This is a genomic window from Nocardia terpenica, from assembly GCF_013186535.1.
Taxonomy (GTDB): Bacteria; Actinomycetota; Actinomycetes; order Mycobacteriales; family Mycobacteriaceae; genus Nocardia; species Nocardia terpenica.
The window spans coordinates 739125-753445 of sequence record NZ_JABMCZ010000001.1 but is presented as its reverse complement, the minus strand read 5'-3'; the positions used below and the strand labels follow the sequence as shown (position 1 = coordinate 753445).

Annotated in this window: 11 protein-coding genes; 3 read left to right on the top strand and 8 right to left on the bottom strand. The window is 64.2% G+C overall.

Annotation, left to right across the window (positions count from 1 at the left end; translation table 11 throughout):
• Positions 1-123 precede the first annotated feature (123 nt).
• A complete protein-coding gene (locus tag HPY32_RS03335; protein ID WP_067583147.1) occupies positions 124-1098 on the top strand; it encodes a hypothetical protein in 975 nt (324 codons plus the stop codon).
• A 157-nt stretch (positions 1099-1255) separates the two neighbouring features.
• On the opposite strand, the gene HPY32_RS03330 is transcribed toward HPY32_RS03335, so the two are convergent.
• The 3 genes from HPY32_RS03330 to HPY32_RS03320 form a co-directional block, all read right to left on the bottom strand.
• Entirely contained in the window at positions 1256-2134 is an 879-nt protein-coding gene (locus HPY32_RS03330) for a hypothetical protein (protein WP_067583144.1), read from the bottom strand.
• 1 nt (position 2135) lies between these two features.
• Positions 2136-6161, bottom strand: coding sequence for a PDDEXK-like endonuclease domain-containing protein (locus HPY32_RS03325; protein WP_067583142.1), 4026 nt, complete (start codon positions 6159-6161; stop codon positions 2136-2138).
• Between the two features lie 323 nt (positions 6162-6484).
• Complete coding sequence (locus HPY32_RS03320) at positions 6485-6907, bottom strand: hypothetical protein (protein WP_067583139.1); 423 nt, start codon at positions 6905-6907, stop codon at positions 6485-6487.
• 106 nt (positions 6908-7013) lie between these two features.
• Between HPY32_RS03320 and HPY32_RS03315 the strand changes: the two genes are divergently transcribed.
• On the top strand, positions 7014-7226 hold the full coding sequence (locus tag HPY32_RS03315; protein WP_067583136.1) for a hypothetical protein: 213 nt from the start codon (positions 7014-7016) through the stop codon (positions 7224-7226).
• A 159-nt stretch (positions 7227-7385) separates the two neighbouring features.
• Positions 7386-7817, top strand: coding sequence for a hypothetical protein (locus HPY32_RS03310; protein WP_156674215.1), 432 nt, complete (start codon positions 7386-7388; stop codon positions 7815-7817).
• 35 nt (positions 7818-7852) lie between these two features.
• Here the strand turns inward: HPY32_RS03310 and HPY32_RS03305 are convergent, their stop codons facing one another.
• The 5 genes from HPY32_RS03305 to HPY32_RS03285 form a co-directional block, all read right to left on the bottom strand.
• On the bottom strand, positions 7853-8125 hold the full coding sequence (locus tag HPY32_RS03305; RefSeq protein ID WP_067583129.1) for a hypothetical protein: 273 nt from the start codon (positions 8123-8125) through the stop codon (positions 7853-7855).
• On the bottom strand, positions 8122-8811 hold the full coding sequence (locus HPY32_RS03300) for a hypothetical protein (protein WP_067583126.1): 690 nt from the start codon (positions 8809-8811) through the stop codon (positions 8122-8124). Before HPY32_RS03300 ends, HPY32_RS03305 begins: the two co-directional genes overlap by 4 nt.
• Before the next feature lie 244 nt (positions 8812-9055).
• A complete protein-coding gene (locus HPY32_RS03295; RefSeq protein WP_067583123.1) occupies positions 9056-10438 on the bottom strand; it encodes a hypothetical protein in 1383 nt (460 codons plus the stop codon).
• 98 nt (positions 10439-10536) lie between these two features.
• Complete coding sequence (locus HPY32_RS03290) at positions 10537-13104, bottom strand: hypothetical protein (RefSeq protein ID WP_156674213.1); 2568 nt, start codon at positions 13102-13104, stop codon at positions 10537-10539.
• The gene (locus tag HPY32_RS03285) at positions 13016-14284 is read right to left on the bottom strand and encodes a DUF1173 family protein (protein ID WP_067583117.1); all 1269 of its coding nucleotides are present in this window, start codon (positions 14282-14284) and stop codon (positions 13016-13018) included. Before HPY32_RS03285 ends, HPY32_RS03290 begins: the two co-directional genes overlap by 89 nt.
• Positions 14285-14321: the final 37 nt, after the last annotated feature.

The following is a 14321-nucleotide window of genomic DNA, read 5'->3' as shown; positions in this document are numbered from 1 at the left end:
GTGGTAATGGAATTGGAGCAGCCAGCCTGTAATCGCATCGGAGCTCGTCTGTCCTGGGTGGTCGAGCCCGGCACTATGGAAGATGGGTATGCGGGTGGAAAGCATGGTATAGGAGGGGATCTGATGGATGTGGCGTGGGATGTTCGGCGGCAGGTGATCGTGACGGCGATCGAGCTGTCTACCGGCGACCAACCCAACACCGATGATTACGAGTGCCTCGGCTGCAGCGGGCACGCCTGGCCGGTTGCCCTCGACAGCGAGTCCAGGGTCGCACCGCACTTCAGCGCCCGGCACCGAGACGACTGCCGTATCGCCGGCGAGGTCACCTACGTCCGCGGAGGCCCGTTGCAGCCGAGACGGTCCCGGTTGTCGAGCACGGCTGGCTACCCGGCCCGCTTGGTCGTACCCGAGGAACGCGAACAGACTGATCCCGCCGCCGATGCCGCATCGGCCAGGCAATCCACCACCGGCTCGAGCCGGTCGGGGTCCGGCGGCCCATGTCACGGCACCAGAGCGACGACCGCGGCCACGATCCGGCCCTTCTGCAGCATGTTCGTGCTCTACCCGCACGATCGCGCCGATCTGTCCATCGACCTCCCCGGCGTCGATGCCGACCGATACCGATACGCATTCAAACGCCTGGACAGCTACGCCATCCGTGACTACCCGCGCCCGCGCATCTTCTACTCGGAGGTCGCCTGGACCGCGCACCCGGATTACACCGACGCCACCGCAACCATCACCCTCTACGCTGGTGGCCGCGACCGGAACACCCGCGCCCGCGTGATCAAGCCCTACCAGGTCGTCATCGACTGGTCAGCGTGGGACACCAGACTCCGCAACGCGCTGCAGCGTGAGATCACCACCGCCCAGAGACAGGCACGCGAGTACGGTGGCAGCTCAGTGCGGTCGTGGATGTTCTTCCTCGCTTCCCAGGATCGGTTCGATCCGAGCCTCTTCCGGCTCGACCATCACGCCTACTACTGCTTCGTCGCGGCTCGTATCGTCCCCTCCACCGACCAGCCGAATCAGCACAGCCAATGGCCCCGAAAACCAGCCCACCCGGCATCGCGTCGCTCGCGAACACGTCGGCCCTGAACCAGGGTGCTTCGTACTCCGGGCCCGGAGTTGCCCGGTGCGTCGCATGGGATCCCAGACTGGCCACGATGCCGGACAGCCCGACTGATCGAGCAGTCTTGAAGTGCAAGAACACGATTGAATGGACCAGCCCGACTGAGCATCGACAGCGCATGAGTCACGGTAGCGGGGGCAGGTTTTGCTCAAGGTCGTTCATCAGCGCCTGGACCGGGCCCCAGCACAACATGACGGTGTCAGCGTCGAATCGGGGCTGCTCGGTGATCTCTTTTCGTGGATGGATGAAGTTCCGGAAATCGCGGACCGCGTGGGCAAATGCTGTGGCGTCGAGTTGGACCCAGTTCTTGTCGTAGGCGGTATCGATCAGTAGCTCCAGAGACACCCAATCCGCTGAGGTCCGCTTATTGGGATCGCGCTTTCCCGGGAGTGTACGCCGGCGTACGTCGGGAAACCCGTTGCGGCGCAGGTCCTCGTCACGTTCGAGCAATACCGCCAGGAGCAGTCCTTCGATGAAGGTGCCGATTCCGATGGTCGCCATACGGTAGGCACCGCCAGCGACGCAAATCCGTGTTTCCTCGACTCTCCCCATCAGAACGTGGACCGTTTCTTGGTCCGACACCAAGGCCGCCAATCGCTGTTGCAGGTCTGGTGGCTCGGCGAAGGTTGGATCCTGCCCGGCCGTCTGTACGGCGCCGAGGACGGGGCGTCCGCTGACGAGCGTGATCGCCAGATGCTCGGGTGCGAGCCGTTCGTTGACGGCGGCGCGGATCTCCTCGGCGATCAGGACTCCATCGTCGTACTCGATGGGATCGCACACGCGGCACAACAATCGTTCCACTTCGCCGGGATACTCTTGGCGCGCCTCGAGCTGATCGCGCAGCCATTCCACTCGCGGTGAACCGTCGTAGATGGGGGTGACCTCCCACCTCGCCCGCTGAAGCAGCGCTTCCAGCTCGTACCCCTTGCGCTCGTACGGGCCACCGATGTCGACGATCACCTCGGCCAGTCTGTCCACGGTGCGCGGATCGAGCTGTGTCACGTCATTCCTCCCTGTCGACGAGTCGTTGGGCGGCCTCGATCGCGTGCGTCAACCGCTCTGTGATCCTGGTGCCGCGGCGGCGGAAGCCGAGTTCCGTCATCGCCTGGGCAAGTCTTTCTTCCCGGCTGATATGCAGCCTGTCGGACATCAGCCAGCGGCAGATCGCGATCAGCTCGCGGTCGCTGTATTCGTGGATTCTCAAACCTGTCGGCACCTCCGGGCGGAGCCCACGACGGATCACCGGTTCCGCGGGATCCGGTGTGGTGGCCGGGGGCGGCTCCGGCGGCAGCGCTGTATCCGCCGCCACCATGGCGTCGCGCCATGCTGCCAGGATCTTGTCGGCCTCGGCTTGGGGGTTGTGGTACCACGCCGACGACCACACGCGGTGGAACCGCCAGCCCAGCTTCTCCAGGTGAGCCTGGCGCAGCCGGTCTCGGTCCCGCGCTGACGCCGAACTGTGATACCGGTGACCGTCGGCTTCCACTGCCAAAATCATCCGCCCCGGCTGGTCCTGGTGCGCCAGCGCGAAGTCGATGCAATAGCCCGAAATCCCCCACTGAGGATGAACGGGAACGTCGCGGGCCACCAGCGCGTCGCGGATCGATCGCTCGAATCCGTTCAGCTCGGTGTCGGTCGGTGCACCGACTTCATCGATCTCGCCGTGCCGTTCCGCGAAGTCGAGGTAGCGGCCGAGCAGCGCGGTTCCGCGCATCGCCGAGGCGGGAAGATCGGCCGAGGAGAACGCTGCCACCACGGTCATCCGTATCCTCGCGCGCGTGACGGCAACGTTGATTCGCCGCTCGGCACCCGAGCGGTTCAACGGTCCGAAACTCTTTCCCGAGATGCGGCCTGCCGCGTCGCGAGCCACGCCGACCGAAAGGATGATCGCGTCGCGTTCATCGCCCTGGACGCTCTCGAGGTTCTTGATGAAAAACCGCCGACCCGGTTCCCTATCTGCGGCGAAGAACTCCTCGAACTCGGGGGCGTTCTTGCGCGCCTGGATCAGCGCGCGCTCGATCCTGGCCTGGTGCGTGGTGTTCAACGTGATCACACCGAGACTTTCGGTGGGTCTCGTCCGGGCATGGTGCATGACCAGCTCGACAACCTTGTTCAGCTCCGCTGGCGACGACCCGTTCTGCCCCGGCGAGGCCGTACCGTCGACCCGGACCAGCGCAACCGGGCTCTCCTTGGTCGATCCCGGGAAGGTGACCAGCTGGTCTCGGTACAGTTCCCGATTGGAGAAGGCGATCAGGCGCTCGTCAGCACTGCGATAATGCCAGTTCAGCATATGCTGAATCGGCAGCAGCGGTCTGAGTGCGGTCAAGATTGATTCGTAGTCCGACAGGTTCTCGTCGTCGTCGTTGTCGTCGTCGCCGCTCGCCAGCCGACGTTCGAAGTAGTTCGTCGGCGGCAGCTGTTTCTCATCCCCGGCCACGACCACGCTTTTTCCGCGCATGATGGATGTAATCGCATCGTGGGGCCGGATCTGGCTGGCCTCGTCGAATATCACGAGATCGAACAATCGCTCGGCAGGCAACATGCGGCTGGCGACCAGCGGTGACATCGCCCAGCACGGGCGCAGGGCCAGCATCACATCCGATGCCTGTTCGACCAGTTTGCGGGTCGGCATATGCCGTGTCTTACGGCTGGCCTGCTGCTGGAGAATCCGGGCCTGGTCCGGATGGCCGTCACTGGCCTGCCGCGCTTGCTTCGCCACATTCCGGCGGACACGCCGAGCAGCCAATTCCCGGTGATGGATATCTGCGCGCTGAAACTCGTCTGCGGCTCTGGTCAACTGCTCGGGTACGAATTGACCGATCTCGGGAACCCGCAGCTTGAACTCGTCATCGAGTGAACCCAGCCAGATTCGCAGAAACGCCTCCCACACCTGCTCGGCGGCGAGATTCCGCCGCGCCGCCTCATCGAGAAAAGAATCAAGACCCAGGCTGTGAAACTGCTCGATATACTGATTGAGCCGAGGCATCCGGAAAAGCGTGTCCTTGTCGGCGCGCAGCTGGTTCAACTGTACTCCGACTTGATGAGCTGGCTCGGTTTCCAGATCAGGGTATCCCGCCGATGCAGCAACCGACGCCAGCTGTCTCCGCAGGATCTTGTAGTCCTGGCTGACCTGTTCGAGACCTTCTACCTGAGAGGGCTCGGTGTTCGGCCCACCCGACATCTTCCAGCGATGACGCTGTTCACGAACATCGTTGAGCGCCGTGTGAAGAGCAGCCTTCTGAGAGATCTTCCCGCTGGTCATCCGACGGAGCTCTTTGATCAACCGGTAGCGCTCGATCCAGCCCGGCTTTGTGCTGATCGCGATTCGTTTCCGCTGCTTCCGATCTCCGGTAGCGAAGTAGAATAACTCCAGTTTCTCACCGAAGATATCCGGCCCGAAGGTATCAACCGTTCCGGAGACATCATCCAACAACTCGAGTACATCGTTCCAGCCGACGACATTGCCCGGGTTGGCGAGTCCCGCCCGGCGGAGCAACGAGTCCATCCCTTGCTGGCTTCGCTGCAGGGTATGGCCGGCGAGGTCGTCGAGTTCGACGAGAATCTGCTCGACCTGCTGCTCGTTGTCGACCTTCGTACGGCACCACGGTGTCTCCTGGCGCAGGACTCGAAGCCCTCCCAGATCGACGAACTCTTTCAGGTCATCCTGAAGCTGCCGGACGACATGTGCGTCCAGCGTCTTCAGCTGAGAGCCGCGGAATGCGCAGGGGATGCTCACTTCGGGGAGATCGAGCAGCCGATCGCGAACCTCGTACGCGCTCAACCCCCACGGCTCCCGCCTGGCATGCAGTGCTGCGGAGTGAGCGAGCAATCGCTGCCGCGAAGCCACCAGACGCGTATGAACGTCCACGACATCGACCGGCGGTTCTTTGGTGACACGGGCCAGGCTTTCCGCCAGCTGGCGCGCAACTTCGCGTTTGCTCGCATTCTCGCTGTGCAGATCGAGCATCAAGCCACCGAGTCCGACCGCGACCAGCCGGTTCATGACAGCCTCAATCGCGGCCCGCTTCTCAGCGACGAACAGCACCCGCTGCCCGAGCGCGGCAGCACCAGCAATGATGTTGGCGATCGTCTGGCTTTTCCCGGTGCCCGGTGGCCCCTCGATGAAGACGTTGTGCCCGGCGAGCGCCGCCATCACTGCCCGATGCTGTGACGAGTCGGCGTCATGCACGAGGAACTCGTCAGCCGGGCTCAACTCGTCGATCTCAGCAGGCCAGTAGCCGGCCGAATCCTGAGCGAGGGCGTCCTTCGCCGGATCGTAGTCGGCAAGAGCGGCAACGAGATCGTGTGCGGCGAGCAACTCGCTCGCGGTCGCAAGATCTTCGACCATCGGAAGCTTCTCGTAGTTGAAGGTCCCCAGCATGACAGCGCGGTCGAGCTCGAGCTCGATGTTCTGAGCGCCGGCTACTCGGGCAAGCTCGGCATACGCTCGCTCCACCAGCGTGTCCAGATCAATGTCCTCGTCAAGAAGGTACTCCAGCCGCTCGCGGACCCGATCCACATCGATGCCGAACTGGCGGTCCAGCGCGTACAGCAGAACCGGATTGAACTCGGCCTCATCGCTGAACTCCAGACTGAAGTCGCTTTCGGTCGCGGTGCGCGCCTTCACGAAGACCGGGCGCAGCAGCAGTGGGGCACGTAACGAAGGCACCGGCACCGAACCTCTGTGCTGCAACGGATTCGTCCGGACCAACCCGAACGCAACCCGTCCGACATCGATACCTTGCTCCTCGGCGAACAGCCTGATAATCCGGCCGACGCTACCGGCCCGGGCGCACGCATCCCGGTGCTGGTCACTGCCGGGAAACATGGCACGCAGCGAAACCCGCTTGCCCACTTCAAGCTCCGCCAGCGCCGAAGCCTCGGCATTGGTCAGATCAAGGCTGCCACGCTTGGTAGCACGGAAGTACAGCAACGTATTGCGGTGCCCCAGATCGATCAACTGGTCCCGCCACTCGGCGGCCTTGGCGATGACAACATCCAGCCGCGCAGCCTCCAACTGCGTAGTCATACCGCAGATCCCCTCGACGACAGGTGGTGATACAGCAGAACGTACAGAGCCCACCGAAGCGGCGGACTCTGTAGGATGACACACAATCTGGTGCAACGAAACCCCGTGCAGCACTTCACTAAAGAACCAGAACCAAACCGAACGGAGCCGATTTAGGCCCAGGCCGCACGCCCCGACCATTCACGCAGCGGCCAGCCGGTCCGTTCATGCCTTGCGGGGACGACTCCGCCGCCATCGCAGCAACCGAGAATCCCGCGAGAAACTACTCGGAACCACCCTCAAGACCACGTTGACCACGTCAACACCCGGTCTAAACGTTTGTGTCATTCATTGCACCGAATGGTCGTGAAGTACTGCGTAAACAACAGAGGTGACGATTGACCTGCGGCTGGACAAGGGATCCACTCCCATTCCTGCATGTCCCGGAACACGGTCCTGGTCGCAATGGGATAGCACGCCTTGGTGCGCGGGCTCAGCGGCTTGCCGGACCGTTTGGACAGCCCGACCGTGCGCTGGACGTAGTCGCCGACATTGAGGCGGTCCATGGCCCCGACCCAGGCCGCACCGGTCTGGCGGGTCCACTGGCCGGGCTCGGTGGTTTCGGGATGCTCGGCGACGAGCCAGCGACCGGCCTTCGCCATAGCACCGCGGAAGATGCCGCGAACCTTCGGGGTGAGAGTGGATGTCGCATACCAGCGTTCGCCCCGGTCCACCCACTGCTGGTGTGTGCCCTCGATCGCCGGCATCGACCCGTTTTCGCCAACGACGGCGGATCACAATGCCCAAGTGCAGCCACCGCCCGCTGGAAACCGTGCAAGGTCTCCCGCGCTCCGCGCACCCCACACTCCGAACATGATCAACATCATCGTTGAGGACTTCGACGTGTTCCGCTACTACCTGCACCGCACGGCCGCCGACCTGGTCGTGTGGACCGGCGATCAGATCGCTGACGCGATCGACAGCCTTGGGCTGTCCCACCTCTACCCCAGCCACGCCGCACTGGCCGCCGCTCTCGGCGAACCCCCGCGCCCACGAAGCTACTTCGACCCCGACACTCCATTCTGATCCGGCTCGATCGGGCTGCCGCACTGTGCGCGGGCCTACCGATCCAGGTCACGCGGCACGCCGTCGATGAACCAAGTTCCCACATCGATACGAGAGGACCATGATCATCTAAGAGCTTGCCGAGACCATGCCGGACAGACCGTCGGAAGGATAGCGAAGATGGACGCAGAGCAACAGCCCCAAGCGCCCTACCCGTCAAACGCCACACCCGATTCGTTGGATGGATGGATGGCTACTCAAGAGGCGGCGCGTGCCGAGATCGCGCCGCCGGACCGGTACAACGAATATACGCAGTACTGGTACACCGCTGCCGATCTGGTGCGAAACGGCTACCGCGAAGACACATTGCATGAGGTTTTCGGACTCCCGGTTCCCCTGCCGGACGGGCGGCTGGTGTGGCCGGTGTCGATGGTGGAGAAGATCGAAGCCGAAGTACTCGCCCCGGCCGCCGCCGTGGTGCTGCGCGCATTCAGCAATTGGGACTACGTCCGCGACATCGGGGGAGGTCGATGGTGGATCGATGCGCAATTCGAGTGGCCACTCACCCCTGAAGGCCGTGCCGCAGTCGAGGAACGAATGCGACCGTCCTGAGAAAATCGACAGTCAGACGACTGAAAGCGGCGACGTTACCGGCGCTGCATCGCGCGGGTCTGGTCAGAGTCAATTCTGCGGGAGAGAAGGCAACTGATCAACGCCGCCGACCCCTGCAGAACTTGCTGTGGGTTGGCGAACTCGCCGAGTTGATTGCCGACGTCGAGCAGGATGATGTCTTCACCGGTTTTGTCTTGGCCGTCGAAGACTTGCGCGAAGTAGGTCTGGAGGCCGCGGTCCCAGCCTACGATGACTTCTCGGTCGGGATGGTGGGTAGAGTCGAGCGTCTGCAGTCGGATGCGGCTCATAACCGTGCCTTTCGTCGTGCTCGCGTGCCTGCCGTGTGGCGGCGTCCGTGCATTCTGTGTGGGCTGCGCGCCGTGTCGGCGAGGCGAGGATTGGTCGCGGCGGTTTCGGGTTCGGCTGCGTCGGTGGTGCCGCCGTGTGGCGCGGTGCGCAGGATCTCCGGGTGGTCGCACGCACATATCCGGGCTCTCGCTGCGAGCGCATCGAGGCGGGCTTGGAACGCGCAGAGGTCTTGCACGATGTCGGCCGGTACGGTCACCGTCGGCAGGTGCTGTCCGGTCCGCTCGGTGCTGCGGTAGGGGGCGCCGATGGCGAGGTCGCCGAGCATGTCGGTCACTCGTGCGTAATGCGGTACGCCGACGCGGCCGATTTCGCGGAGTTCGCCGCGGCGTGGATGGTCTTGCCGGTACTCGACGGTCGTCCATTCCCGGTCGATCATGCCGACGATCAGGATTCGGCTGGGTTCAGCGGGATCGGCGAACTCGATGCTGACACCGCCCGCAAGGGCCTGGTCCAGCGCTTCTGCTGCCTCGCAGGCGGGATCACCGGTGACCGATGTCATCCGGCCGGTTCCGGTCACCAGTTGGGCGGCCCGAGCGGTCGTGATCGCCGTGCGGATCGCGGCGGCGATCTCGGTGGCGGTGCCGACACCGAACCGGCGTATCGGCGCGAATTCTTGTCGGCCCACAGATCGGGCATAGACGGCTGCCGCAGCCAAGGCTGGTGCGGATGCCGAAGTGCCGTTGTGTGCACGGTTGTGCAGCCAGGTCAGCGCGTCGTGCAGCGTGTGGAACTCGGCACTGCTGGGTGGCGGTGTTTCGTGAGGCCGGGCAGGGTCAGCGAGGATTGCGAATGCGGCGAGGTAGGAGGTGGCTCGCCGAGGTTGTCTCGTGGTGGTCATGACGGTCCTCGATGGATGTGTCAGATACGACTTACAGGTGTCGGCGCTGGCCGGTTTTCCGCGACGCGGATTGGCTACGCCAGAGGCGCTGGCGCCGTTGTTCTGTGGTGACGACCGGGGCGGGCTGTTGTGCGCGTTCGATACGCTCGACCCGGCTACGTACCTCGCCCTTTCTGAGCAGCCGGCTGGGTGGAGCAGTCGAGGCAGGACGGCAGTCGAGGCACTGTCCGTCGGTCACTTGGCGGAACTCGCTGCAGCTCTCGCACCATCCGTTGCTGACGCTGGCGGGCTCGGTGCCGGCGGTCGATGTGCTGCGCGGTTTCGGCTGTTTCGGTGCCTGCGGTAGTTCGGGGTGGTTGCGGACCCAGGTTTCGATGGCGCGGTATCCAATGTCACCCATTGCCCTGCAGAGGCGCCATTCCTGCCGAAGGATGCTGCGCGCGGCCGGGCCGCTCTGTTCGGCGATGAATTCGCATCGGGCGTTGATGGCGTCGATCCTGCTGTGTCCCAGCGGAAGTTCCCCGATTCCGGTCACGCCGTCGATCCGGCATGGGTTGCACAGCCCGTCGTCGCCACGTCCGGATCGGATGCGTTCGTTGTACGGCAACCCGTAGGGCGAGGTGCTGCCGTCGAGTGCCGCGCGTTCGAGGCGGCAGCCCACGCACGGCAGCCCGCGCAGGGTCGGGGCGGCGTCTTCTTTGTCCTGGTCTCGGTAGGCGTCCTCGACCTCTTTGTAGCGGTCGTCGTCGTAGTCGCTGTCGTGCTGAATATCCAGTGATGCGAAGGGTTTTCGACTGTCTCGGGCGTACGGTTTGTTGTCGTCGACACCTGCCCGCCCATCCGGCACCTCGTTCACCAGCTCGCTGTCGTCGATCGTGTCCTCGCCTGCGCGCTTGCGATGACGTAATGCCGCGGCCCGGGTGTGTTGGTCGGCGGCGGTGTCGCCGAAGTACGCGTCGACGATGGCGTGTTCCTCGCGATTGGACGGCCGGGTCGGGCCGGTCCGCAGCGCCGGGTCCACGCGACGGCGGGTGTCGCGGGGTGGTCGGTAGAAGTCGCTGCCGTTGGAGTTCGTGGCACTGGCTCGCACGCTCCGTCCGCCGGCCGGTCGTGCGGGAAGCCGGTTGCCTGGCTCCTCGTGTACGTGGGGATCGGTTGGCGGCACCAGTTTTTCGATGAGTGCGCGCTGTGCCGGGTTGTTGTGCCAGAGCTGTCTCATCTCGGCTTTGGCCTCCTCGTACGGGTGGCGCTCCCAGATCGAGACACACTGCCAAATCATGCCAAGACGCTCACGGTCGATCGTCTTGGCGAGTTCGCGTACCTGCTGCTTGGCGCGGCGCAGGTCACCGGAGTTCACCAGGGCGGCGACGGCGGAGATGGCTTCGATGTCGCGGTCGATCAGTGGCTCAGCCATGGCCCTTGCTCCTGCCGCTCGACAGCGCAGTGCGCTGCGATCCGGGATGTCAATGGTGTTGTCATCGCGAAGCCTCCTTCGCTGCGGTTTCGCGGAGTTCAGATGCGTCGGCGCGGGTGCGCCGCACGGGGTTTCGACAGACCCCTGCGTATGCGCTGCGCCCACGATGGGCTCGTTCCTTCGGCGCGCTCTGCTGGGCCGCCTTGCGTATGGTCATCAGCTCGCGCCCCATGACGGGAGCCGTCGGAGAATCGGCCCCCGCCATTGGTCGGTTCGGGTGGCCTCACCCGGTCACCGATGCCGTCGGTTGCGCGACCGGACGATTCGCGCAAGGCGTCGGAAATCGCGATCCGACGGCCGAATTCATCCAGCAGTTGTTGGGCGGCGTGGCTCCACTCTGCGCTGTGTCCTGGCTCGGTGATCGAGTCGACCAGCTCCTTGTAAGCGGCGCGGTAACCTGCCGTTCCGCGTGCTCTGTCTAGCCCGGTGGCGAGGTCGGCGACGTCGGTCGCGTATTTCCACAGCTGTGCTTGTGCCGTGTCGGGAGGGTGGACCGCCGGACGCGGAATCGCTTCTCCTGTCCGGGCGTCGATGAGGACGGGCCTGGTTTCCAGACCGTCGAGGAATTCGCCGAGCCACGGGTGCACTCCGGAGCCGACCCGGTACTCACCGACGTACTCGGTCAGGGTGACGTGCTCGTTGTGTTCGCGCCGATATTCGCGGGCTTGCCACTGCCCGGCATCGCTGTTGAAGCTGATCGAGACGCGTCGTCCGGGGCTATCAGCCGCCGGTGCGGCGAACTCGACATAGACTCCGCGGGTTTCGGTCTCGTGGAGTGCTTTCCACTGCGGGTATGTCGGGTCGAACCGCTGTCGAACGGCAATCTCTATCTGATCCGCGATCTCCGCCGACCTGCTGACGGCGGAGTCCATAAGACCGGCGGTCGGTGAATCCGGGTAGTCGCCCCATGGGTCGAGATCGACGTATCCCGTCGCCTTTTCATCGACAGGCTCGAGACCGTTCAGGACCCGCCCGATCCTTCCGTCGAGCTCGGCCTGCAGTACCTCGCACTCCCAGGAGATTTCCGGGTGCATATCCCCGAGTCGCATGACGGCCATTTCGCTGCTCACGGCCTGATGAGCAGCGAGTAGTGCGTCCAATGTGCCCTTTTCCTGAACTCGACCGAGGTGGTTGTCGAGATCGGTCAAGAACTCGAGAAGGATTGTTTCGTGCGCCGCCGGCACCAGGACCGGCCCGCTGCGGGATGGTTGGTCGCCGTTGAGCGTTGGCCCTCTTTGGAGTTGGCCTATCACCGCTCCCAGATGTTCCGCGTCATCCAAGCGGTAATCGCCGATCGGACGCAAGGCAACGCCGTCGAGATACATGGGTGCGGGTGCCGATAGCGAGGGCACCCACTCGGGATCTGAGACCAGTTCTCGGGCAGCGAACTCGTGATGTTCGGTGAAGGTGATCTGTACGACGCGATGCGGCTGGGCGTCGGTCGCGGCGGCGAACACGACGTTCACTCCCTGGCTGCGCACCTTCTCGAGCTCGGAATACGCCTCGTACTGCGGATCGAAGCGTGCCCGTACTCGATCGCGATGATCGCGGACTGTCGCATCGCGCGGCTGAGTTCTCACTGCTGCACCAAGGTTCGCGCCACCCGGATTCACGACGTCGGTCGCGTCTGCGAGATCATCAGGCAGAGCGATGATGTCGTCTTCGCGGAGCACACGCTCCTTCGTGCCGAAGACGAGTGCCCTGTTCTGCTCGCTCACTGCGGCGGGGCGTGCTCTCTGCGCATCCATCTGAGTTGTCGGCTCGGCTTGCGCGCCGGATCGCCGCCGGATGCGGTCGTCCAGCGACGCGACCAAGGTCCGGTACCCGTCGCGGGTGATGTCGTAGACGGCAGTGTCGACATCGGACGCGCCGCCGTGCAGGTCCGGTGCTGACGCCTCGTGGCGCCGCAGTTCTGCGGCGACCTGTTCCCGTGCCGCCGCAAGCGCTGCGGGACTGCGGGCGCTGCGTACAGCGTCACGAAGGGTGTTGATCCCGCTCTGATGTTGTTGCAGGATCGTTCGTTCCGTCTCAGGCACGACGATGGGCGGTCGTCTGGTCGTCTGGTCGGTGGAGGAACTGTGGTCCTGGAGTACCGGTTCGGCGGCCAGGTACTGCAGCAGCCGCTCCAGCGATTCGCTTTCGATTCGATATTCGCCAGCGACTCGTAGGTTTGCCGGGTCGTACGGACTAATTGCGCTCGAGTCGGTTTCGGGTCGTCGGCCCGCTTCCGCTTCCAGCTCGAATGCGGTCCATCCGTGGTAGAACACGATCTGAATGATTCGGTTGTCGGCGTCGGGCGCCGATGCGGCGAAGGTGACGGAGAACGGCGAGTCGAGCAGATCGACCAGGTCCGCGTGCGCCCGCACCTCCGGGTCGAATCGCTCGTCGAGTTCCCGGCGAACCCGGTCGGCGATCCGTTGGACGCCGCCTTCGCCGTCACTCTCCCATTCGGTCGCGGAGTAGGCCACGCCGTCGACCACCAGGTCGTCGCCGATGACGTCGCGCCTGAAGTCGAAGTCACTCATCGCCGTGATTCCCTTCAGGCGGGTCTGGGAGTTCGATGTCGAGGGTGGGCTGGTCGGGTTCGTCGTGAGATCGACGGTCACGCCGTGCCACCGCTGGTGGTGGTGTTTCATTGGCGGCGTCGAAGATCCATGAGTCCAGCTGCGATGTCGAGATGAGCGAGTCGATGCCGCTGCGCAGCAGGTCGCTGTCGTCGGTGCCGATGATGTAGCACGCCGTGACCGGGGAGGTGTCGATGAGGGTGAGCGCGGCCATGGGGGTGTCCGGGCCCTGGTTGTAGCGAAGCGATTTCACGAACCGTCGTTGATCGTCGGTGAGCCGGTCGACGAGGTGCTTTTCGGTTGGTGTGGTGACGGGGATCCAGTGCTGGGTCACTGTCATGACCGCGATCTGTTCGACATCGGTCGTGCCCTTGTCGGATTCACCGAAGGTGAGGATTCCGATCAGATGCGTGTCGGGGTTGTCGGCTCGCAGCGACAGTTCGGTGTCGAACGTCGCGACCATCCGCGTGTACGTCTCGTTCGCGAGGTGTAGCGGGAGGTCCGGTACGTGCTTGAACAGCAGTGCGGCGCCGGTGATGGTCGGCGTGATGCGTTTGATCTCGCCGACGGCGATCATGAGCCGGCGGTGCGATCGGTTGCCGGTGATGTGAGACAGGGCGGCCGTGCGCCGGGCGATGATCTCGGCCTTACTCTCGGAGTTGAACGTTTCGGGTATCCAGAGCCGATTGACCAGCGGAGTCCGGTTGGTCGTCTTGTCTTCTGCGGCGCAGAGTAGGTACTTGCGGATCGTGGCCCAGTTGCGTTTGCCGAGCATGCCCGGTGTCCACCGGGTGAATCCGGCGTCGTCCCACAGCAGGTGCAGCAGACCGCGCAAAGTCAGCTTGGTGGGATCGCCGCCGCTGTCATCGACCTCGGTGGCCGCGGCTGCGGTGGCGACGCGGCGTCTGTGGTGGGTCAGAGGGAATCCGAGGGTGATCCGGGTGGTCTCGGGTTGCTCTTTCACCGCCTTTCCCAGTAGGTGCGCCAGTCCGGAGACTTCGGGTGGCAGTGCGTAGGAGGTACACATCGGGTCGTGGGTCGATCCGGTGCCGGGCATTCGTTTGATCAGGTATCGGCCGCTGACCTTGGCGATGTACATATCGCCGCCGTCGCCGCCTTGGCACGTGCAGCGTGGCCGGGTTCCGGTGGCGTGTGCTGCGGCGAGCATGGCTTGGGCGTTGCCGTGGTCGCTGTCGATGGGTTGTCCGTTGATGACATACATTGGCTGTCACCACCTTTCGCGGATGTCGGGGTGTGGT